The sequence below is a fragment of the Parasphingorhabdus sp. genome, from assembly GCF_036963705.1.
Taxonomy (GTDB): domain Bacteria; phylum Pseudomonadota; class Alphaproteobacteria; order Sphingomonadales; family Sphingomonadaceae; genus Parasphingorhabdus.
The window spans coordinates 1-23,115 of record NZ_JBALUT010000041.1 but is presented as its reverse complement, the minus strand read 5'-3'; the positions used below and the strand labels follow the sequence as shown (position 1 = coordinate 23,115).

The following is a 23,115-nucleotide window of genomic DNA, read 5'->3' as shown; positions in this document are numbered from 1 at the left end:
GCGGCGCCACCAGAAGGTCGTCGAGGAAGCGCCATCGCCTTTCGTCGATCCTGAAATGCGCAAGATGATGGGCGAACAGGCCGTCGCTTTATCTCAGGCTGTGGGCTATTATAGCGCCGGTACCGTCGAGCTGATCGTCGGAGCGGACAAGAGCTTCTATTTCCTAGAAATGAACACCCGTCTGCAGGTCGAGCATCCGGTCACCGAATATATCACCGGTCTCGATCTGGTCGAACAGATGATCCGCGTCGCCTATGGCGAGAAACTGCCGCTGACGCAGGACGAGGTCACACTCACAGGCTGGGCGGTCGAAAACCGTGTCTATGCCGAAGACCCTTATCGCGGGTTCCTCCCTTCTACCGGGCGTCTGGTCAAATATCGGCCACCGGCAGCCGAAGAAGGCATCCGGGTTGATGACGGCGTAGCTGAAGGTGGCGAAGTCTCGATCTTCTACGATCCGATGATTGCCAAGCTGATCACCTATGGCGAAACCCGCATCGAGGCGATTGATCGCCAGATCGATGCGCTGAACCGGTTTGAGCTGGTCGGCCCCGGTCACAATATCGATTTCCTCTCGGCGCTGATGCAGCACGAGCGCTTTCGCTCCGGCAATATCACCACCAATTTCATCGCCGAGGAATATCCTGACGGCTTTCAGGGCGCTCCGGCATCCGACGAACTGCTGCGCAATCTCGCCGCCATCGGCGCATTTGCCGCAACCGCTCATGCCGACCGTGCGCGCCGGATTGACAGCCAGCTCGGAAAACGGCTTGATCCGCCATCGGAATGGCAGGTCAAGATCGGTGACAAGATCATGGAGGTCTCGATCTCCGAAGAAGAAATAATCGTCGACGGTAGCGAAGTGGATCTCTCCACCGAATATACGCCGGGCGACAGCCTGATCCTCGCCGAGGTCGCGGGCAAACCGCTGTCGGTGAAGATCGCCACGACCGCCAACGGCTTTGCGCTCAACAGCCACGGCGCAACCCACAAGGCGCGCGTCCTGCCCGCCCATGTCGCGCAGCATGCCGTGCACATGATCGAGAAGATCCCGCCCGACCTGTCCCGTTTCCTGCTTTGCCCGATGCCCGGCTTGCTGGTCGCGCTTCATGTTGAAGCAGGCGAAAGCGTAGTCGAAGGCCAGCCTCTGGCTGTGGTCGAGGCGATGAAGATGGAGAATATTCTCCGCGCGGAGAAAAATGGCGTGGTGAAATCGGTTGAGGCCGCGCAAGGCGATAGCCTTGCCGTCGACGCCGTGATACTCGAGCTGGAATAGAATGAACGCCTTGGGGAGGGCAAAAATATGGCCAGTGAAGTAGCAATGGCGGGGCAACGCGAACCGACGCAAAAAGAAATCCGTCTGGTTATTGCGGCGTCCTCCGCCGGCACCATTTTCGAATGGTATGACTTCTTCATCTACGGCACATTATTCTATATTATCGGACCGACCTTCTTCCCCAGCGGAAATCCGACTCTTGAAATTTTGATGGTGTGGGCGACCTTTGCCATCGGCTTCGGCTTCCGTCCGGTTGGTGCAATTCTCTTCGGTTTCCTCGGCGACAAGCTAGGGCGCAAATATACCTTCCTCGTCACAGTGACCCTGATGGGCATTGCGACCGCCGGCGTCGGTTTCATTCCGAGCGCCGAGACAATCGGGCTGGCTGCCCCGCTGATCGTGATATTCCTGCGGATATTGCAGGGTCTTGCCCTCGGCGGCGAATATGGCGGAGCGGCCATTTATGTGGCCGAACACGCTCCCACCGAAAAGCGCGGCTATTATACAAGCTATATCCAGGCCAGCGTTGCCGGCGGGTTTGTCCTGTCGATCGGCGTCATACTGGCCTGCCGCTTCCTGATTCCGGAACAGGAATTCAACGACTGGGGCTGGCGGGTACCGTTCCTGCTTTCGATCCTTCTGCTGGTCATATCGCTCTGGATGCGGCTGAAGCTTAACGAAAGCCCGGTTTTCCAGGCGATGAAAGCGGCGGGTGAAACCGCGGGCAATCCGTTTGTCGAAAGCTTCACCTATCCCGGCAACAAGAAACGTATCTTTGTCGCTCTGTTCGGGATCACCGGCGTATTGACCACCATCTGGTACACCGCCTTTTTCTCGGGAATGTCGTTCCTGCGTGGGCCGATGAATATGGAGGCGCAGACCGTAGACATCATATTGTTCGTTTCCGGTCTGATTGCCATGTCCTTCTATCTTGTCGTCGGCAAATGGTCGGACAAGGTCGGACGCAAGAAACCGATCATCGTTGGCGCTCTCCTTTCGTTGCTACTGCTATTTCCTGCATTCTGGGGACTGGGCTATTTTGCTAATCCCGGGTTGACCGAAGCAGCCGAAGCGAACCCCGTGCGGGTAGAGGGCAGTGCCTGTAGCACGGATCCTTTTGCGGAATTGTTCAGCCGCGAGCAGAGTGATTGCGGCAAGGTTCTGGAAACGCTGACATCTGCTGGCGTCTCTTATACGCTCACGGCCGCCAGCGAATTGAGCCTGAGTGCCGGTAACAACGCGATCGCAATTGATCCGGCATGGATGGAAGATGGCGCTGCGCGCAGCAGTGGCATTCGCGGCGCGCTTACCGAGCACGGTTATGACTTTGCCAAACAGCAGCCGGATATGATCAGCATATTGGGCATCGTCGCGATCCTGCTGGTCCTGGGTGGTTTGAGCGCGTTGACCTACGGATCGGTTGCTGCGCTGCTGTCTGAAATGTTTCCTGCTAAAATCCGCTATAGTTCGATGTCGATACCCTATCATATCGGGGCAGGCTATCTCGGTGGCTTCCTGCCCCTGATCGCGGGATATATTGTCGCGCGATCAGGTGATATCTATGCCGGCCTCTGGTACACATGGGGCGTCGTCGCATTTGGTGTCATCGTTGCGTGGTGGGGCATACCCAATGACCCCGAAGCGGCACTCGACGAAGCGCCATGAAGGCAGTATCGCTCGGTCTATGAGTGACGCAACACCAACAATAGCGCCGACCGCGACAATCAGGCTCGATTCCGACGCGCTAGTGGAAAACTGGCGCGCGCTCGACCGGCTGTCGGGAAAAGCCAAGGCGGGAGCAGCCGTTAAGGCCAATGCCTATGGTCTTGGCGTGCGTGATGTTGTGCAAAGGCTGATGGCGGCGGGATGCACGGATTTTTTCGTGGCCAATTGGCAGGAAGCCAGCGAGATTGAAGATCTGACCTCCGGCAGAGCAGAGGTGTCCGTGCTCAATGGCGTTCGAGAGGCTGATTTGCCCTATGCTCTCCAGTCTCCGGCAAAACCTGTGCTTAACAGTCTGGAGCAAGTGCGGCGCTGGAAAACATCGGGCAGGGCCTGTGACATCATGATCAACAGCGGGATGAACCGTCTCGGGATCAACGTCGAAGATCTCGACGCCAGCCTATTTAGCGGAATGGCGATCGACATGGTGATGAGCCATCTTGCCTCCGCCGATGAAGATGTTCCGCAGAACGCAGCGCAACTCGATCAGTTTAAGGCTGCTCTGGAAATCATATCCGGCAAGCGTACCAGCCTGGCCAATAGCGCTGGCATAACACTGGGTAGCCAATATCATTTTGATGTAACGCGCCCTGGTCTGTCGCTCTACGGCGGTATTCAACGCCCGGTTTTGGAAGATGTCATTGCTCAGGTGGCGTATCCGCAAGCGGAAATTATACAGGTTCGTTCGCTTCGGGCGGGTGACAAGCTCGGTTATAATGCGCAATATATTGCAGCGGAGACCCACAATGTCGGCATATTGGCGATGGGCTATGCCGACGGATATTTGCGAGGATTTTCAAACAGCGGTATGTTCGTGCATGAAAACATCGTGCTGCCAGTGCTGGGCCGGGTATCGATGGATCTGATCGCAATCGATCTTTCGGACGCACCCCATCTAAAAGAGGGTGACTGGGTTGATTGCGAATATGATCTTGGGATCGCTTCTGCGCAATCGGGCCTGTCGCAATATGAACTGATCACCGGCCTCGGAAATCGACTAGCGCGCCAGTGGACATAGCATTGCAGATATATGCTCTGCCAACGCAGTTGCACAAACTTGAAATATTGCGCAAAAGCCCTGCATAACAACAAAAGTTGCGGCATTGCACAAATAGGTTTAGTGCTGGTGCAACATGCAATTAAAGGACGGTTAGAAATCCCGGCAAACTTCAGTGTTTCTAACCTCTCGGGAGTTTATATGGCCAAGTCGAAGAAAAAAATTCAGGACGGTCCGATAGTCATCAAAAAATACGCCAATCGCCGCCTCTACAATACCCAGACATCCAATTATATCACCCTTGATTTTCTTGCCGACATGACCCGCAAGGATCAGGATTTTGTCGTCGTCGATGCCAAAACCGGGGATGATATCACCCATAATGTTCTGACCCAGATCATCGTCGACGAGGAAAGTAGCGGCAAGCAAATGCTGCCGGTCAAATTCCTCCGTCAGTTGATCTCGATGTATGGCAACAGCATGCAGTCGTTGATGCCATCCTATCTCGAAGCGTCGATGGATAACTTCCGCAAAAACCAGAAACAGTTTCAGGAAGCGGTCGAAGGCGCGCTCAACAAAAACCCGCTTGGCCAGATGGCGGTCAAAAACCAGAAGCAGTTTCAGGAAGCGGTTGAAAACGCCTTGAAGGCAAGCCCGCTCGCAGGCGTGTTTGAAAAGGCATTGAGTCTCGGCCAGAACAACCAGGACGAGTCTGAAGGCGAACAACAAGCAGAATTGTCCGAAAAGGACATTGAAATTGTCGAGTTGAAAAAGCAATTGGCGGACATCCAGTCCAAAATTGACAAGCTCGACATCTGACCACCGGAAACCAATAATCCGCAGGAACAACTAGTGAAGAAAAATGCTCTTTCCATCACCCGCGAAGATGATTTCGCGGGATGGTATCAACAAGTGATTGCCGAAGCCGACCTTGCCGAAGAATCCGGTGTGCGTGGCAGTATGGTCATGCGCCCTTGGGGCTATGGCATCTGGGAACGGGTACAATTTTTGATGGACCAGCGGATCAAGGCTGCCGGACATGAAAATTGCTATTTTCCCTTGTTCATTCCGCTCAGCTATTTCGAGAAAGAAGCAGAGCATGTCGAAGGCTTTGCCAAGGAAATGGCGGTCGTCACCCATCACCGGTTGATGAAAGGCAAAGACGGCGGATTGGTCGTTGATCCTGACGCAAAACTTGAAGAACCGCTGGTTGTTCGCCCGACGTCCGAAACGGTTATCGGCACTGCCTTTGCCCGCTGGGTACAAAGCTGGCGCGATCTCCCGGTGATGATCAACCAGTGGGCGAATGTCGTGCGTTGGGAGATGCGGACCAGAATGTTCCTGCGGACCACCGAGTTTCTCTGGCAGGAAGGCCATACCGCTCACGCCACCAAGGCGGAAGCGATGGACGAAACGCTGATGATCCTGGAACTTTATCGCGATTTTTCCGAAAATGTTCTGGCGATGCCGGTCGTTGCTGGCGAGAAACCCGAGAACGAACGCTTTCCCGGCGCTGATGCGACTTACTCGATCGAAGCGATGATGCAGGACGGCAAAGCTCTGCAAGCCGGTACCAGCCACTTCCTCGGCCAGACCTTCAGCAAGGCCCAGAATATCCGTTTTCAGGACAAGGAAGGCGAGTTTCAATTTGCCTATACCACCAGTTGGGGAACTTCGACCCGTCTGATCGGCGGCGTCATCATGACCCACGGAGACGATGACGGATTGCGCGTACCGCCACTGATTGCGCCTTATCAGGTCGTGATCGTGCCGATGCTCCGCGACAAGCCGGAAGACGAAGAAGTGCTCGAATATTGCAAGGTGCTTGCGAAAGATATCGCCAAGCTCAGAGCTTTTGACGAGCCGGTTCGGGTGAAGCTGGATATCACTGGCGCCAAGACCCAGACCAAACGCTGGTCATGGATCAAGAAAGGCGCGCCGGTCATTTTGGAGATTGGTCCGCGCGACATGGCAGAAGACAAGGTTGCAATGATCCGTCGCGACGCGCTTTATCAGGACAGCGGTAAGCTGGACACGAAGTTTCTCGCCAAGGATGAATTCATCCCGGAAATTCCTGCGCTTTTGCAGGAAATCCAGTCGAAATTGCACGCCGAAGCCGATGCGCGTCTGCAATCAAACATTACCCGCGGTTTTGTGGAATGGTCGGAAGTCGAGCGTTTCTACAAAGAGAATAAAAAATATCCGGGCTGGCTCGAAGTGCAATGGTGCAAGGCAACTGGTGACGAACTGGAAGCCATCGAGGAACGGCTCAAAAAATTGAAGCTGACTTTCCGCAATGTTCCAGTCGAAGCAGCACCGGTCGACGGCCTGTGCATTTTCACTGGCAAGCAGGCGGTCGAACGCATCATCATAGGTAAAGCTTATTAATGGCAGGTCCCAAAAAATCTCACAAACCGAAACAGGTTCCTACTCGCCAGCAGATACTGGATTTTATCGAGCAATCGGAGCGACCTGCAGGAAGGCGCGAGATATCAAAAGCCTTTGGATTGCGGGGGCCGGACAAGATCGGCCTCAAGGCTTTGCTCAAGGACATGACCAAGGAAGGTTTGCTCGCCGGAGATCTGGGGCGGGCCTTGCATAAGGTGGGCGGCCTGCCGAAGGTGACCGTGCTCAAGATTGTCGAGATTGACGGCAATGAAGCGCTTGGCATTCCCGAACGCTGGGAAGATGAAAATGCGCCCGCGCCAAAGATCAGGATCAAGGAAAAAGGCCGCCGGGCCGCCTTGGCGATCGGCGACCGGATACTCGCACGAACCGAAGAACGCGGGCAGGGCCATGTCGCCTTTCTGATGAAGAAACTCGCCCAGAGCAACGAAATGCTGCTGGGCATCGTCGAGAAAGACGAACGCGACCGTTACTGGCTGAAGCCGGTGGATCGCAAGATCCGTCGCAGCACACCGATTATCGAATTGGGCGAAGCCAAGCCGGGCCATCTGGTGCTGGCCGAACCGATCAAGCGCGGTGCCGAGGTCAAGGCGCGGGTGAAGGAAATATTGGGCGATCCGTTCGCCGCAAAATCGTTCAGCCTGATCGCCATCCATAAATTTGAAATTCCGCTGCATTTTCCCGATGCGGTGACCGAGGAAGCCGAGCAGGCGACCAAGCTGGAAATCTCGAAAGAGCAGCGCGAAGATCTGCGCCACCTTCCGATTGTTGCCATCGATCCTGCGGATGCCCGCGACCATGATGACGCGATCTGGGCCGAGCCGGATGACAGTCCCGACAATAGGGGCGGGTTCAAGGCGCTGATCGCTATCGCCGATGTGTCTTATTATGTCCGTTCGGGCAGCAAGCTTGACCGCGAAGCCTATAAGCGCGGCAACAGCGTCTATTTCCCCGATCGGGTTGTGCCGATGTTGCCGGAAGCTTTGTCGACCGATGTCTGTTCGCTGAAACAGGGCGTCGATAGGGCTGCTCTGGTTTGTCACGTCACCATAGATGCCAAGGGTCAGGTCATCGCTTCGCGCTTCACCCGCGCGATCGTCAAACTGGCTGGAAATATCGCCTATGAAGACGCACAGGCAGCGATGGACGGCAAGCTGGATCATGAGCTGAAGGCCAGTGCACTCGAGCCCCTTTGGGCTTGTTGGAAGCTGCTCGCCAAGGCGCGCGACGAACGCGAGCCGCTCAATCTCGATCTGCCCGAAAAGCGTGTTGTGCTGGACGATCAGGGCAAGATTGTAGAGATTGCGATCCGCGAGCGTCTCGATGCGCACCGCGTGGTCGAAGATTATATGATCGTCGCCAATGTTGCGGCAGCACGGATGCTGGAATCGAAAAAATCTCCGGTGATATATCGTGTTCACGAAACGCCGTCGCGCGAGAAATTGATGGCGCTCAAGGACTATCTCAAGACGTTCGACATGAGCTTTGCCATGGGACAGGTGATCAAACCTGCGGTATTCAATAATCTGATCGAACAGGTCGATGACGAATTGCTGCTGCCGCTGGTCATGGAACAGATTTTGCGCAGCCAGACCCAGGCTTATTATGGCCATACCAATATGGGCCATTTCGGCCTTTCGCTGGGAAGCTATGCCCATTTCACCAGCCCGATCCGGCGCTACGCCGATCTGATCGTCCACCGCGCGCTGGTAAGTGCGTGCAAACTAGAGCAGCCTGCTCCCGCAAATAGCGCCATTCCCGAATTCTCGGGACTGAACAGCGAAGAAGCAGGCCGTCTCGAACTGATCTCGGAGAAAATATCCAAGCTCGAGCGCCGCGCGATGAAGGCTGAATGGGAAACCATCGACCGTTATATCTCTGCTCATCTGGCGGAACGGGTTGGCGAAGTCGTCAAGTGCCGGATCACTGGCGTCCAGAATTTCGGATTTTTCGCCACGGTCGATGAACTGGGCGGCGATGGTCTGGTTCCTGTGCGCACGCTCGGAGCCGAACGTTTCGACTATGACGAGGCGAAGCAGCAGCTTACCGGCATGGATAGCGGTACCACTTATAATATCGGTCAGAAAATCGAATTGCGTCTGGTCGAGGCCAATGCGGCCACTGGCAGCCTGTTGTTCGAACTGGCCGAGGGCGCCAATCATATGGCTGGCCGTCCTGCTCCCCATCGCGCCGGCAAGGGAAAACCGCATCGCAAGGGCAAGCCCGGTCGTCCCGCCAATGTTCGGGGCAAGATGGGTAAGCCCCGCCGAAAGTAAATCTTGTTGGCAATCGGGCAATCATCGGGGGCAATAGGGGTAGAGACTAAACAAAGACAAAGGATCTCCCCCAATGCCGAATATTCTTCCTACCCAAGCCGTTCCCGATTTCACTGTACCGCTGATCGACGGCGGCGAATTCAGGCTGAGCGAACAGCTTGGCGAGAATTTTACCCTGCTGCTCTTCTATCGCGGTGTTCATTGCCCGATCTGCAAGATGCAGCTGCGCGAATTGCAGCGCAAGCTTGGTGATTTTGCCCAGCGCGGCATCAATGTTGTCGCGATCAGCATGGACAGTCAGGAACGTGCCCGGAAATCGTCTGACGAATGGGATATCAAGGATGTGACGCTTGGCTATGGTCTCGGCGAAGACCAGGCTCGCGATTTCGGCCTCTATATCTCGTCCGGCCGCCCCGACAGTGAGGAGCCGGCGATTTTTTCAGAACCAGCACTGCTGCTGGTCAAGCCTGACCAGACACTCTATTTCGCCAGCATCCAGAGCATGCCGTTTACCCGGCCTCCGCTCGACCAGTTGCTGCAGGGCGTCGATTATGCGCTGGAACATGACTATCCGGCGCGCGGCGAACTGGCGAAATCGCGCTAACTTAGCCGATCAATCTCTTCCTTGGTCAATGATCCGGGAACAACCATCACCGGGCAGGGCAGCGTCCCTGCCTCGGTGGCGGCAAAATGACTGACCAAAGGTCCTGGCGCGCCACTTGCGGCCGCTCCCAGAACCAGCGCGGCCAGGCCGTCGACCTCATCCATCATCGCCCGTACGACTTTTGGTCCCTTGCCCTGCTTGACCGTCATCGAGGGCCGGATACCGGTTTCGTCGAACAAGGTGCCGGCCGCGCTTGATACGAGAGCCTCGGCCCGGTTCTTCGCTTCTTCCTCGAGCGTGGCCTGAACCCCGCCCCAGGCAACAAAGCCTTCGCTTTCCACCAGCGCCAAGATGTGCAGCGCGCTATTCGTTTTCATCGCCCGGCGCGAGGCGAAGCGCAATGCTACGCTCGCCTCATCGGTCTCGTCGATCACTACCAGATATGTGCGCATGAACCCTCCTTGCCCCGTCAGAAACACCTGTTGCGATAAAAACGCATACAAGGCAAGCTACGCCCCTTGACGATATTGCTTCAATGTTGGACAGATCGACCTAATAACAGGACTTCCCCAGGAAAGATAACCGGCCATGCCCATTAATCTCCAAATGCCAGCCCTCTCCCCGACGATGGAAGAAGGGACGCTTGCCAAATGGCTGGTGAAGGAGGGAGACAGCGTTTCATCTGGTGATTTGCTGGCTGAAATTGAAACCGACAAGGCGACAATGGAATTTGAAGCGATTGACGAAGGCGTGATCGCCAAGATTGTCGTTGCCGAAGGAACCGAGAATGTGAAGGTCGGGGCCGTGATCGCGATCATCGCCGAGGAAGGCGAAGAGGCGGGCGATGTTGAAGCACCAGCTGCACCGAAAGCGAAGGCCGCTGAGCCAATCGCCAAAGAGGAAACGCCGGCGCCTCCACCCAAGGCTGAACCTGCACCCGCTCCCGCAGCCAAAGCCGCATCAAATGCGAATGACGATCGCCTGAAAGTCAGCCCGCTTGCGCGGCGTCTGGCCGAACAAAAGGGCGTTGATCTTGCCGCATTGTCGGGCTCCGGTCCTAACGGGCGGATTATCAAGGCAGATATTGACGCTACCGAAGGCGGCACGTCTTCGGCCAAAAGCGGATCGGTTGCATCGGCACAGAGTGCTGCTCCTAGCCCGGCAGCTGCCAGCGAATTCGATATTCCGCACACGTCCGAAAAACTCACCAGCATGCGCAAGACCATCGCACGCCGCCTGACCGAGGCCAAGCAGACCATCCCGCATATCTATCTCACCGTGGACATTGAGCTCGACAAACTTCTCAAGCTGCGCAGCGAACTCAACGCCACGCTGGCATCTCGCGACATCAAACTGTCGGTCAATGATCTGCTGATCAAGGCCTTGGCGGTTTCATTAATGCAGGTGCCGAAATGCAATGTGTCGATCGAAGGCGATCAGCTCAAGACGTTCGAGCGCGCCGACATCTCTGTAGCGGTCAGCATAGAAGGTGGTTTGATCACGCCGATCATCAAGAACGCGGACAGCAAATCACTCAGCGCGATCTCGACCGAAATGAAAGATCTTGCCGGCCGCGCCAAGGATGGCAAGCTCAAGATGCACGAATATCAGGGCGGCACCGCCAGCATCTCCAACATGGGCATGTTCGGGATCAAGAATTTCGACGCCGTCATCAACCCGCCGCAAGCGATGATCATGGCAATCGGTGCCGGAGAGAAACGCCCGCATGTGATTGACGACAGTCTGCAGATCGCAACGATCATGAGCGCCACCGGCAGCTTCGACCATCGCGCGATTGATGGCGCGGACGGCGCGCAATTGATGAAAGTGTTTAAAGAGCTTTGCGAGAACCCGCTGGGAATGCTCGCTTGACCGAACTAGCCAAGAAAGTCCCGGCTATACGAACCATCGTGATGCCGACCGAGGGCAATCCTTACGGGGTGGCATTTGGCGGTTGGCTGATGGGCCAGATGGCGCAAGCCGGCGGCGCATTGGCGGCTCAGCATAGCAAGCACCAGTCAGTGGTCGTAGGCGCGAATGATGTGCGTTTTGGACATCCGGTCGAGATTGGTGATGAATTGTCGGTCTATGCCGAATTCTCCAAAATCGGCCGCAGTTCGATGACCGTTCTGGTCGAAGCTTTCCGGCGTGACCGGCATGAAGATGAAATGACCAAGGCCGCATCGGGGACTTATATCTTTGTTGCGGTGGACGGCGATGGCAAGCCAGTGCAGGTCCCGACATTGGACTAGAGATTATCGAAAAGGAATAACATGGCAGACGGATATGACCTCATCGTTCTCGGTTCCGGCCCTGGCGGCTATGTGGCCGCAATCCGTGCATCGCAACTCGGCCTCAAAACCGCGATTGTCGAACGCGAAAGCCTCGGCGGTATCTGTCTCAACTGGGGTTGTATCCCGACCAAGGCATTGCTGCGCTCCGCCGAAGTGTTCCACAATATGAAACATGCGGCTGACTATGGTCTGGTCGCGGAGAAAATCAGCGCCGATCTTGACGCGATCGTAAAACGCTCGCGCGGGGTGGCCAAACAGCTCAATCAGGGCGTCACCGGCCTGATGAAGAAGAACAAGATCGACGTTCATATGGGCGAGGGAAAACTGACCGCCAAGGATAAGATTGTTGTGACCGGCGAAAGCGGAGAGACTGAACTCACTGCCAAGAATATTATCATCGCTACCGGCGCTCGTGCTCGCGATCTGCCCTTTGCCAAAGCGGACGGCAAACGGATATGGACCTATCGTCATGCCATGACGCCAAGCGAAACGCCGAGCAAATTGCTGGTCATTGGTTCCGGCGCCATCGGCATCGAATTTGCCAGTTTCTACAATGACATCGGCGTCGATGTGACTGTGGTTGAAATGCTCGACCGGATCGTGCCTGTCGAAGATGAGGAAATCTCAAAGTTCCTCGAGAAGTCCCTGAAAAAACAGGGGATGACGATCATGACTGGCGCAGGCGTCAAGAGCATCAATGCCACTGCCAAAGGCGTCAAGGCGGAGATCGAGGACAGAAAGGGCAAGAAGCAAAGCCATGACTTCAGCCATGTCATCGTCGCCGTTGGCATCATGCCCAATATCGAAACCATTGGCCTTGACCAGCTAGGTGTTCAGCCGGACGACCGCTATCATATCAAGACCGACGACCATTGCCGGACCAATATTGACGGCATTTACGCCATCGGCGATTGCACCGCTGGCCCGTGGCTGGCGCACAAGGCGAGCCATGAAGGCGTCATTGCGGCAGAAACCATCGCCGCCAGCCTGGGCAAGGACGCTCATCCGCACACGATGGACGTCAACAATATCCCCGGCTGCACCTATTGCCACCCCCAGATCGCCAGCGTCGGCCTGACCGAAGCCAGAGCGAAGGAAGCAGGCCATGACGTCAAGGTCGGCAAATTCCCTTTCATCGGCAACGGCAAGGCGATTGCGCTCGGCGAGACCGAAGGTTTCATCAAGACGGTATTTGACGCCAAAACGGGTGAATTGCTAGGCGCGCACATGATCGGCGCGGAAGTGACCGAACTGATTCAGGGATATACGATAGGCAAGACGCTTGAGACGACCGAAGCGGAGCTGATGAACACTGTCTTCCCGCATCCGACGCTCAGCGAGATGATGCACGAAAGCGTTCTCGATGCTTATGGACGTGTTTTGCATATGTAATTTTCCTTAATTCTCTGATCCGGAGTGCATTTGATGAAACTTGTCTTCCAACTTCTCTTGGCGACCAGCCTGTCTTTATCCGCTCCGGCGTTCTCGCAGACCAAGGTCATTACCGCTGACAGGATGATTGATGTCGTTACCGGCAAGATCGTCGACCATCCGGCGATTTTCGTAGAAAAGGGACGGATCATCTCGATCGCCGATGCGCGCACCGTGAAATGGGGCAGCGATGTCGAACATATAAACCTGTCCGGAAAAACAATCCTGCCGGGGCTGATCGACATGCATGTGCATCTTGACGGGCCAGCGGATATCGGCGGATATCGCGGACTGGAATTTACCGACAGCTTCTGGGGGATGACCGCCGTTGGCAATGCCCGCTCGATGCTCGACGCGGGTTTCACCACCGTGCGCAATGTCGGATCGAGCAATCGCAATGATATTGGCCTGAAACAGGCAATTGAAAATGGCTATGCTGTGGGCCCCCGGATTGTTCCGGCAGGCTATGCGCTGGGCTCCACCGGCGGGCATTGCGATTCAACATTTTTGCCGCCTTCTCTGGAAAAGAATGAAAAAGAGGAAGGCATTGGCGACGGCGTAGAGGAGCTTCGTTATCAGGTGCGTCGCCAGCGCAAATATGGCGCCGAGGTGATCAAGGTCTGTGCGACCGGCGGTGTTTTTTCGCGCAACACAGAACCCGGGCAACAACAAGTGTCGGAGACCGAATTGCGCGCGATTGCGGATGAAGCCCACCAATGGGGACTGAAAGTCGCCGCTCATGCTCACGGAGCAGACGGGATCAAGGCAGCAATCCGCGCCGGCATCGATACGATCGAACATGCCAGCCTCGTGGACGACGAAGGGATCAAGCTTGCTGTGCAGCGCGGGACATGGTTCTCAATGGATATTTTCAACACCGATTATACTCAGGCGGAAGGCGCAAAGAACGGCGTGCTGGAGGATAATTTGCGCAAGGACCGCGAGATCGCGCAGATACAGCGCGACAATTTCCGCAAAGCACACAAGGCCGGGGTTAAACTGGTCTTTGCCTCTGACGCAGGCGTCATGCCGCACGGCGATGTTGGCGGCCAGTTCAAATATATGGTCGAATATGGAATGACGCCCATGCAGGCGATACAGGCAGCGACGATCGGCGGTGCGAAGGCATTGGGGCGGGAACAGGATCTCGGCGCCATTGCCGTCGGTCGCTATGCTGACATAATCGCGGTTGACGGAGATCCCTTGGTTGACGTCAGGGAACTGGAAGATGTCGATGTCGTCATCAAGGGCGGCGAACTGGTCAAGTCCGACTGATTGATCGTCAAGTCATGGTCAGGTTGACGCTATTCCCGCTTGTTGCCGATCCGGGCCGTCTCTGCGTCCTTGAACTGTTTGTATCCACAACTTAACTTTGTATCTCGCAATATCAGAAGGTTAGATTCCATGGCTAAGGGCACGCATGACTTTACCGTAGATCCTCGCAACGAGAATATCTTGATCAATGTGAACGGCGTGATGACGCCACGCGCAGAGGCGGTTGTTTCGGTTTTTGACAGCGGATTCATGCTCGGTGACGGCGTCTGGGAAGGGCTGCGCGTGCACAAGGGCAAGATTGCCTTTCTCGACGCGCATCTCGATCGTCAGTTCGAAGGCGCGAAGGCAATCGCGATGGATATAGGCATCACGCGGGACGCATTGGTGGCACGCCTCTATGACACCATCGCTGCGAACGGCATGACGGATCAGGAAGGCGTTCACATTCGCCTGATGATCACCCGCGGCATTCGTTCAACGCCCTATCAGGACCCCCGCGTGGTGATTTCGCCAGCGACAATCGTGATCATCCCGGAATATAAGGAAGCCTTGCCGAGCACGGTCGAGAACGGCATCCGCCTGTTCACCGTTCATGTCCGCCGGGGCGATCCGGCGGTGCAGGACCAGAAACTCAATTCGCACAGCAAGCTGAATTGCATCACGGCCTGCATTCAGGCTACCCAGGCGGGCGCGGACGAGGCGCTGATGCTCGACCCGCATGGCTTTGTCGCAACCTGCAACAGCACCCATTTCTTCATCGTCCGCAAAGGCGAGGTCTGGACCTCGAGCGGCGACTATTGTCTCGGCGGGATCACCCGAGCCAATGTCATCCGGATTTGCCGGGAGAATGATATTCCGGTGTTCGAGAAGAATTTCTCGCTCACCGATGTTTATGGAGCGGACGAAGCCTTCGTCACTGGAACCTTTGCCGGCGTGGTGCCCGCTACCGAGGTGGATGGCCGGATTTTGACCGAGGGCAGGGGACCAATGGTTCAGCGGCTACAAGGACTATATAAGGAACTTATAGAGCGTGACGTTGCCTAGTCCCGTTCGTGTCGAGCGCAGTCGAGACACCTTGCTGGCTCCCAGGCATCTCGACTTCGCTCGATGCGAACGGTCTGAGATGACGATCGGGCTAGGCACAATGCCAGGCCGACCGCAGGTCATTCTCAATTTGTTTCTCACGCGAAGACGCGAAGCCGCGAAGATTATTATTCAAGAGGCTATGACTTTGCGCCTTCGCGTCTTCGCGCGAGTCCATAATGCACTTGCGTATAAACGCTTCGCGGCGAACCAAGAGCAACAGGTGATCCAATCATGACAACCCGCATCGCCATGTGGTCCGGGCCGCGCAACATCTCGACCGCGATGATGCGCAGCTTTGGCGGGCGCAGCGATTGTGCTGTCAGCGACGAGCCCTTCTACGGAGCCTTTCTGAAAACCACTGGCCAGCGCCAACCAATGGCCGATGACGTCATTGCGTCAATGGATTGCGACTGGCAATCCGTAGCGGCGGCCATGCGCGGACCCGTCCCTGACGGCAAGCCGCTCTGGTACCAGAAACATATGCCGCACCATATGGTTGCCGACGTCACAATTGCGGACTTCCACGACCATCGCCACGCCTTCCTGATCCGCGACCCGGAGCGGGTGGTGGCGAGCTACGCTGCAAAGCGGGTTGAGGTGACAGCTGAGGATCTCGGCTACGCGCGGCAGCTGGAATATGCCGACCGCGCTGCCCAGATCACCGGCCAGGCGCCGATCGTGCTGGAAAGCGCCGACATATTGCGCGATCCCGAGGCCCATCTGCGCGCTCTATGCGCGGCGCTGGATATTCCGTGGGATGCTGGGATGCTCAAATGGGAGCCGGGAACCCGAGAAAGCGACGGTACATGGGCCTCGCATTGGTACGGCCGAGTCATCGAAACAACGGGATTTGGGCGCGCGGAAGGCATGGCGCCCGAACTTGGTTACAAAGAAAAAGGCATCGCGGAACAGTGCCGCGATGCCTATTTGAAACTCTCGGAATTTCGGATCAGACTATAAAATGATCAGCCCTGTGGTGTCGCTTGCTTACCGATCCGTGCGAATAAGGTGCCGTTGAGAGCCATGTAAAGCAGACCCAGGCCAAGGAACCACAAAATGTCATTCTGGGCGATCATCCATACGATCGAAGGAACGAAATTCTGAACGCCGCCGAGGAAGAGTGCCGCGACCAGCAAGAGCGCTTCAAAGGCAACAAACGCCGCGCCAAAGGCTAATGCCAGCGTAACCAGCGAACGATCGGAGCGCAGATCCAAGACTTTCTTCGCGACCCCCAAACTTGCCATCGCCGTCACACCGATCGCAAGGCCGTGACCGAAACTGTTCGCGGTCTGCGGATAGCCGAGGAGCAGATAGCCGACCAGTTGATTGGACAGCCAGGCCGCACCCATCCAGAGCATCGCCTTGCGGAACGGCAGGGTTGCAGCGAGCAGCGTTGCAAAAGCGGCAAAAGGGAAAATACAGGCCAATGCAAGACTGCCTAATACCGACGAGGTCGCCAATATCCCGGCCCAGATATTCTGGACGGGCGATGAAGTTGGAAGGAGTTGCATGTGGTCATATTCCCTTTTGCTATTGGTCATCAGAAACGCGCGCGCGCTCCAATGGAGGACGAGCGGCCCAGAGCGCCAAAATCAGTGGCTGTTTCATAGGAGACATCAAACAGATTGTCGATACGTCCGAACAGTTCAATCGTATCCGTCACCGGCATGGATGCACGAATGCCCGACAATATATATCCGTCCAGCCGGCGATTGTTGGCCAGATCATCAAAACTGTCACCCACCATCTGCATATCGGCGGCGAGCTTCAGGCCGTAGCCGGTTTCATATTGGGCGCTTAGATAAAGGCTGCTCGCCGGACGGCGCGCCAGTTTGTTGCCCAGATTGGCACCAGAGGACCGGTTTTCGGTGTCAAGCCAGGTATAGTTGGCGTCGATCCGGAACCGCTCGACCGGGCTTATCGACATAATTGCTTCCACGCCCTTGGTACGGTTGCGCTCGATATTCAGCGTGGTGCCGAACGGACGACTGCCGCTGGTGCACACAGCGGGTGCCGGATCAGGCGCTACCGGACAGGCAGCAAAGGCGATCTGGTTGCGGGTATCGCGCTGGAACAGTGTCAGGGAAATCTGCACGGCTTGTTCGATCAGGGATTGATCGACGCCTATTTCATAGGATTTCGCGGTTTCCGGCTGCAAGTCCGGCGTTCCGAAGCCAAAGGGGCGATCGTCGAGATCGATCAGCGAAGGTGCTCTGAAGCCCTCTGCATAGCTCGCGCGGATCGTCGGACCATTTTCGCTGATCCGATAGGCAATATTGCCGGCGAGACTGGTATTGCCGCCAAAATCCTCATGATCGTCGTGCCGGATTCCGCCAGTCAGCGACAGGCCGTCAGCAGGTTTGAACACGGTCTGGAAAAATACGGAATCGATCCCTGTGGAAGCCGTAACGCCGCTGTTTTCATAGCGACTTTCTTCCATCTCGGCGCCGAAAACCAACCGCAATTGCTCGTTCGCAGCAAAATCACCCCGATATTCGAACCGTTCCGATCGACCCCGTGGCAGCGAAGTGAAGAAGGGGTTGATGATGTCGCGATTTATATCCGCCAGGCTGAAGGCAAAGCGGTTCTGGAACCGCCCGTCAAAAGCCTGAATATGGACGATGGCGTTTCCGTAAAATTCCTCTGCCAGCGAAAACTGGCTATCATCCGAACTAAAGGGCGGGAAGACGCTGTCATTGTCTATCCGGCTGTCGGCATAATAACCGCTGGCTTCAAATCGGATGGCGTCCGAAATATCGACCTGCACCTGACCGGATGCCGAATATTGGCGATAACCATCGAGTTCGGTTCCGCCGGAATAAGCGCTGATGCCGTCGGTGCGGACATAGCCGCCGCCGATGGTCAGGCCAACCGGCCCGACCTTGCCCGAGGCGTTGCTGACCAAACGGACGGTATCGTGGGTGCCATATTCGCCTTGGGCAAACAGCGTGAGATCTTCGCTCGGACGCTTGGTGATGACATTGACCACGCCGCCAACCGCCTGGCTGCCCCATGTTACGCCATTTGCACCTCGCAGAACCTCGACACGTTCGATATTACCCGCTGTCAGATTGCCGAAATCGAAAGCGCCATCGGGCGAGGATGGATCGTTGACCCTGATGCCGTTGATAAGCACCAATGTCTGGTCGCTCTCGGCCCCTCTGATCCGGACCGAAGTCTGGGAGCCCAGTCCACCGCTCCGGGTGACATTGACGCCCGGCAGCTCCTGGAGAATATCGGCAAGCGCAATCGACTGCTGATCGCGGATGTCCGCTTCTGTGATCACGGAAATAGCCGCCCCGGTTTCATCGATATCCTGTGCAATACCGGTGGCAGTGACAATGATCTCGCGATCTTCGGCGGCCAGGACGGGCACCGCACAGCAATATGCGCAAGTCGCCATAAGCATGGCAACAGACTGAGATTTAAACATTTTTAGTATTCCCTTTCGTTAACGACATCAATTGCCGTTACGCAGGGGAAAACCCCGTTCACCCGACACACCCCGTCCGGCTGAAGAACGACGATATAGGGCAGGTCTCCTGACTTGCGGATCGCTGCTGGATATGCCGCCTTCCCAGATCCGAAGATCCAGTGGCATTTGGCATATCAGCTAGCCGCTTACAGTTGCGGGGGCAGTACCGGAATCGAATCGGGCGCAAACCCTATTCTCACCGATTTCCCATTGAATTCTCGATTAAGAGAAACCCGATATCTGTCGCCCCATTCTCTCAAAACCGATCCGGTTGCAAGCCCAAATCGGTTCTTGCGGTACGAGTCGGCTACACTTGCACGCCTTGCGCAGAAGGTCTGGCAAGAATGATATCGGAACTTGCTGATATCATATGGAAAAGTAGGGATATTTTCTACACAGGTAGTGCTGATTCCGCTTCGCTCACAAAATCCTAATATGCTATAGGTGTGATCTTATTGAGGAATGTTCATCATGATTACTTTTTTGACTATTGCCTTGTTCACCACCGCATCAGCAGCGACAGTCGCCGACGCAGAAACCTCCCGCGTTGCTTATTCCAATTGTCTCGTGGAATATACGACGGTCAATCTGGATGAAAAAACCAGCACCAGCGCTTTCAAGAAGGCAGCCAAGACGGCGTGCGCTGACGAGCGGAATAACATGATAGCAGCGATCAAGAAGGACGAGATCAGCTACAATAGTTCGGAAAGCGAAGCGACCAAATTTGCGACCGAAGAGGCTGATAATGTATTATTTGCCTATACGGACGGATATGCAGGCTATGCGAGTAGCAGTACAAGACCCGTCAAGGAAGAGTGACCCGGTTGGCTTGCAGGCGCCCGCGCTCTGACAGGACCGGTTCCGGAACTTTAATAGCCTGACTCAAGCTGTCTTTGGTTAGAACCGCAATCCGACCTGCACATTGATCTTGGGCGACTGGTCTCCGCTTTCAAAGCGGTCGGTATTCATCGGCGCAGCGGCCTCAACACCCACGTCGATATTTCCGATCTGGGATCGCAGGCCACCGCCTGCGGATGCAAGGGAACCATCGCCAAAGCCGGTGCCGATGTTGGAGACATAGCCCCCGTCAACGAAGGCGTAGAGCTGGAACCAGTCGAGCCATCCGGTAATATTGTTAAACTCCTTGCGCACTTCGGCCAGTCCTAGAAGACCCTCATCGCCGAAGCGTTCGCTGAAGTCGTAGCCCTTGCCATAATAAGGCCCGCCAATTGAAATCTCGTTGGGAGAGAGAAGCGGTCGCGAAGCGATTTGCGCATTCCCGGCCAGTCGCATGCCAAAGCCGTCACCCATGTCGAGAATCGAGTTGATCCAGAAATTGGCCTTGGTGAATTCTCCGCTACCGTCGTCGCGGGAGTTCAGCGGATCGCCGCTTTTGTTCGCCCCCAATATCCCTAGCCCTTGAGTTACTCCGACGCCGCCATAGACGCGGCCGATACCGACATTGTAATTGCCCGTGAAATTCAGTGAGGCAGTGGCGATTTGTTCGTCCTGAAACAATATGCCATCGAAAGATTGCTCGACATCAAGATAGGCAAGTTCGGCATTGAGCCAAAGGTTCAGATCATTGCTGCGTTTCAGCGCATGGCTGGAAAAGATCGAAGCATAACGATTACGACCGGTTAGATTGAAATTGGCCAGATTGCCGCCCGGCCGGGTACGGCCCGCGGCGCCCGAAAATCCGATCACGGTGCCACCATCGCCCAAAGTCATGGCATAGCGGGCATTTATATAGGTCAATTCTTTCGGCTGCAGGGCAGAGCTGATTACATTTGTGGTGAATACATCGCTATCCGACAGCAGACCGGTCAGATCGAGATTGAGGCGGGCGAGGATCGGGCCGAGCGTTTCCGGACCGTAATTATCCAGCGCTGCATATCCTTTGGATTTTTCCTCGCTCACAGTGACAACCAGCACGCCTTTGCCCGCTTCGCGCTGATATTTTGAATTCAGCAACCTGATCCCCGGCAAGTCCCCGGCAAGGAGTAATTGCCGCTCGACCACGTGTGACAGCGCCGCGTTGCATTCCAGCTTGTTCAATATTTTCCGTAAACGACTATTGTTGGACCCGATAATCCGGACTTCATCAATCGCGCCAGGATCCAGCAGAACCTCGACAACGCCGATTTTGACGGATTGGGACGGTATCTGTGCGCTGGCGAATATATAGCCGCGGTTTCTGGCTGCTTCAGACACAGCACTGGCCAAGTCCCTCAGCATTTCCTGACTGGCGGTTTGTCCGATAAATTTTTCGTAGCTGCTGGCGAGCATGGCTCCAGCGATTTGACTACCCGAATTGACGCTGACCGCACCAATTGTGATTGAACTGCTATCGCTGGATTGCTGCACCGCATTGTCCTGCGCAAAAACGGGTTCAGCCTGTAAAATCGGAGCCATCGGAGCCAAAGCGTCGCTTCCGGTTGGATCGCCCACTGTCCATTCGCCCTGATCGCTGACGCTTTCAAAGGGATTGCCGGCTTGTTGTGCCAGGCTAGGGGATGAGAAACAGCCCAATGCGGCCAATATCACCAATTTTACTTTTTGACGCACGGCTTACTCCAGAGAACATTCGAAATATCATTTATCCTGCAAACCTTAGGAAATCCTTAGCGACAGCACCGATTAACGAAATATTCAGCGACATTTTAAACGATATCGCGAGTTTCGGGGGCTATTGGTCTTCTCATGGATCAGTGGGAAAGCACTGTTCGACCAAAGACCAGGAATTTGAAAATGCAAAAAATGAAACTTTTCCTAAGCCTTGCAGCGCTTGTGACAGCAGGATCTGCTCATGCAGGAACGCCGCAGTGGAAGCTTTCCGAGAGTGCCGGAACCGTTAATGTCTTGCGCTCGGGCGTGTCCAAGATCGCGATTAGCGGCGGCAGTCTGAGTGCTGGCGATGTCATCACGACCGGCACCAAGAGCCGCGCCGTATTGGTTCGGGGTCAGGAATATGTTGTTGTTTCACCCAATAGTCGTCTTCGGATCAGCGCTCCGGAACAAAGCGGTGGCGTGGTTCAGTTCTTTGAAGAACTCGGCAATGTTCTCTTTCGCATCGACAAGAAGGCCACCCCACATTTCGGTGTCAAAACGCCTTATCTGGCGGCTGTCGTAAAGGGCACCACGTTTAGCGTTACAGTCACGGAATCCGGAACAGCGGTACAGGTTACCGAAGGTGCAGTGCAGGTTTCGACCCTCGACGGCGGCGCGACACAGCTCTTGTCGCCCGGTATGATCGGAATGGTCGATCAGAGTCAGCAATTTCGATTGACCATCGCGGGTACCGAATCTCGCATCATCGATTCCCCTAACGCGCCGGCGGGAAGCACCGAAAAGCCCGAACCGATGGATGAAGCTTCGTTGGTCGAGATCGCAAATAGCGACTTTGAAGGATCTATCACAGCGCCGGTCCTGGAAACTCCTGTTTCGCTCAGCAATTTGACAGGCGGTCTGGTTTCAAACGGCGTCGCGACGCCCGTGCCAACCCAATTCGCAGCGTTGAACCCATCAATCACCGGAATTACGGGTGGGCCGAGCGGCGTGACCAACGGCAATCCGGGTGCTGTGGGAAGAGCAAATGCTGTCAGCGAAGCAGGCAACGTCGGCGGCAACAGTAACGCAGGGGGCAAAGGTGACGCTGGTGTCAATGGCAATGCTGACGTCAACGATAGCGGCAACGGCAATGGCAACGGTAATAATGGCAACGGTAATGGCAACGGCGGCGCGGTGGTCGATGCTGAAGTCGGAGTGAATGTCGGCGGCAATGGCAACGGCAATAATGGCAATGGTAACGGCAATGGCGGTGCAGTTATTGATGCTGGTGTCGGAGTAAACGTCGGCGACAATGGTAGCGCCAGCGGCAACGGTAACGCTGGTAACAACAGCAACGATGGCAACGGTGGTTCTGGACCAAATTATGGCGGAGATCAGCCTGACGGAACCTGTAATGGTGTTCCGAATTGCAGAAGTGGCCCCAATCCGAACAGCAATGGCAACGGCGGCGCAGTAGTCGACGCCGGAGTGAATGTCGGCGGCAATGGCAACGGCAATAATGGCAACGGTAATGGCAATGGCGGCGCGGTGGTCGATGCTGAAGTCGGAGTGAATGTCGGCGGCAATGGCAACGGCAATAATGGCAACGGTAATGGCAATGGCGGCGCGGTGGTCGATGCTGAAGTCGGAGTGAATGTCGGCGGCAATGGTAACGGCAATAATGGCAACGGTAATGGCAATGGCGGCGCGGTGGTCGATGCTG

19 protein-coding genes and 1 riboswitch are annotated in these 23,115 nt (G+C 55.7%); of the genes, 15 read left to right on the top strand and 4 right to left on the bottom strand.

All coding sequences use genetic code 11. From position 1 onward, the window contains the following. From V7680_RS10300 to V7680_RS10270, 7 genes are all read left to right on the top strand, one after another. On the top strand, window positions 1-1,276 hold a 1,276-nt coding region (locus tag V7680_RS10300; protein WP_335653193.1), incomplete at its 5' end, for an ATP-binding protein. A 27-nt stretch (window positions 1,277-1,303) separates the two neighbouring features. Next, window positions 1,304-2,941 carry an MFS transporter gene (locus V7680_RS10295; protein WP_335653192.1) on the top strand — a complete coding sequence of 546 codons (1,638 nt, stop codon included), beginning with the start codon at window positions 1,304-1,306 and terminating at the stop codon, window positions 2,939-2,941. Between the two features lie 19 nt (window positions 2,942-2,960). Then, window positions 2,961-4,016 carry an alanine racemase gene (alr, locus tag V7680_RS10290; protein WP_335653191.1) on the top strand — a complete coding sequence of 352 codons (1,056 nt, stop codon included), beginning with the start codon at window positions 2,961-2,963 and terminating at the stop codon, window positions 4,014-4,016. A 180-nt stretch (window positions 4,017-4,196) separates the two neighbouring features. Further along, the gene (gene phaR / locus V7680_RS10285; RefSeq protein WP_335653190.1) at window positions 4,197-4,814 is read left to right on the top strand and encodes a polyhydroxyalkanoate synthesis repressor PhaR; all 618 of its coding nucleotides are present in this window, start codon (window positions 4,197-4,199) and stop codon (window positions 4,812-4,814) included. Window positions 4,815-4,847: 33 nt separating this feature from the next. Further along, on the top strand, window positions 4,848-6,383 hold the full coding sequence (gene proS / locus V7680_RS10280; RefSeq protein WP_335653189.1) for a proline--tRNA ligase: 1,536 nt from the start codon (window positions 4,848-4,850) through the stop codon (window positions 6,381-6,383). After that, the gene (gene rnr, locus V7680_RS10275; protein ID WP_335653188.1) at window positions 6,383-8,677 is read left to right on the top strand and encodes a ribonuclease R; all 2,295 of its coding nucleotides are present in this window, start codon (window positions 6,383-6,385) and stop codon (window positions 8,675-8,677) included. Before proS ends, rnr begins: the two co-directional genes overlap by 1 nt. 73 nt (window positions 8,678-8,750) lie before the next feature. Further along, complete coding sequence (locus V7680_RS10270; RefSeq protein WP_335653187.1) at window positions 8,751-9,281, top strand: peroxiredoxin-like family protein; 531 nt, start codon at window positions 8,751-8,753, stop codon at window positions 9,279-9,281. Here V7680_RS10270 and V7680_RS10265 read toward each other — a convergent pair. Further along, window positions 9,278-9,733: a universal stress protein gene (locus V7680_RS10265; RefSeq protein ID WP_335653186.1), complete on the bottom strand. Its 456-nt coding sequence runs from the start codon at window positions 9,731-9,733 to the stop codon at window positions 9,278-9,280. The genes V7680_RS10270 and V7680_RS10265 overlap by 4 nt on opposite strands. Before the next feature lie 136 nt (window positions 9,734-9,869). Here V7680_RS10265 and V7680_RS10260 point away from each other — a divergent pair, with 136 nt between their 5' ends. The 6 genes from V7680_RS10260 (at window position 9,870) to V7680_RS10235 (ending at window position 16,327) form a co-directional block, all read left to right on the top strand. After that, complete coding sequence (locus V7680_RS10260) at window positions 9,870-11,153, top strand: pyruvate dehydrogenase complex dihydrolipoamide acetyltransferase (protein WP_335653185.1); 1,284 nt, start codon at window positions 9,870-9,872, stop codon at window positions 11,151-11,153. Further along, complete coding sequence (locus tag V7680_RS10255) at window positions 11,150-11,533, top strand: acyl-CoA thioesterase (RefSeq protein WP_335653184.1); 384 nt, start codon at window positions 11,150-11,152, stop codon at window positions 11,531-11,533. Before V7680_RS10260 ends, V7680_RS10255 begins: the two co-directional genes overlap by 4 nt. A 21-nt stretch (window positions 11,534-11,554) precedes the next feature. After that, entirely contained in the window at window positions 11,555-12,967 is a 1,413-nt protein-coding gene (gene lpdA / locus V7680_RS10250) for a dihydrolipoyl dehydrogenase (protein WP_335653183.1), read from the top strand. Window positions 12,968-13,000: 33 nt separating this feature from the next. Further along, window positions 13,001-14,281, top strand: a complete 1,281-nt coding sequence (locus V7680_RS10245; protein WP_335653182.1) for a Xaa-Pro dipeptidase — start codon at window positions 13,001-13,003, stop codon at window positions 14,279-14,281. Window positions 14,282-14,410: 129 nt separating this feature from the next. Beyond that, complete coding sequence (locus V7680_RS10240) at window positions 14,411-15,325, top strand: aminotransferase class IV (RefSeq protein WP_335653181.1); 915 nt, start codon at window positions 14,411-14,413, stop codon at window positions 15,323-15,325. A 273-nt stretch (window positions 15,326-15,598) separates the two neighbouring features. Beyond that, the gene (locus tag V7680_RS10235; RefSeq protein ID WP_335653180.1) at window positions 15,599-16,327 is read left to right on the top strand and encodes a sulfotransferase; all 729 of its coding nucleotides are present in this window, start codon (window positions 15,599-15,601) and stop codon (window positions 16,325-16,327) included. A 5-nt stretch (window positions 16,328-16,332) separates the two neighbouring features. Here V7680_RS10235 and V7680_RS10230 read toward each other — a convergent pair whose 3' ends face one another. Next, window positions 16,333-16,878: a hypothetical protein gene (locus V7680_RS10230; RefSeq protein ID WP_335653179.1), complete on the bottom strand. Its 546-nt coding sequence runs from the start codon at window positions 16,876-16,878 to the stop codon at window positions 16,333-16,335. 29 nt (window positions 16,879-16,907) lie between these two features. Next, window positions 16,908-18,800 (bottom strand): TonB-dependent receptor plug domain-containing protein, encoded by a 1,893-nt coding sequence (locus V7680_RS10225; RefSeq protein ID WP_335653178.1) that lies wholly within the window; start codon window positions 18,798-18,800, stop codon window positions 16,908-16,910. A gap of 82 nt (window positions 18,801-18,882) precedes the next feature. Then, a riboswitch (cobalamin riboswitch) is annotated at window positions 18,883-19,094 on the bottom strand. 219 nt (window positions 19,095-19,313) lie between these two features. On the opposite strand from V7680_RS10225, the gene V7680_RS10220 reads away from it, so the two are divergent. Further along, window positions 19,314-19,661, top strand: a complete 348-nt coding sequence (locus V7680_RS10220) for a hypothetical protein (RefSeq protein ID WP_335653177.1) — start codon at window positions 19,314-19,316, stop codon at window positions 19,659-19,661. 78 nt (window positions 19,662-19,739) lie between these two features. Here the strand turns inward: V7680_RS10220 and V7680_RS10215 are convergent, their stop codons facing one another. Beyond that, on the bottom strand, window positions 19,740-21,410 hold the full coding sequence (locus V7680_RS10215; protein ID WP_335653176.1) for a ShlB/FhaC/HecB family hemolysin secretion/activation protein: 1,671 nt from the start codon (window positions 21,408-21,410) through the stop codon (window positions 19,740-19,742). Window positions 21,411-21,593: 183 nt separating this feature from the next. On the opposite strand from V7680_RS10215, the gene V7680_RS10210 reads away from it, so the two are divergent. Continuing rightward, a partial coding sequence (locus V7680_RS10210; RefSeq protein ID WP_335653175.1) for a FecR family protein occupies window positions 21,594-23,115 on the top strand: 1,522 nt, incomplete at its 3' end.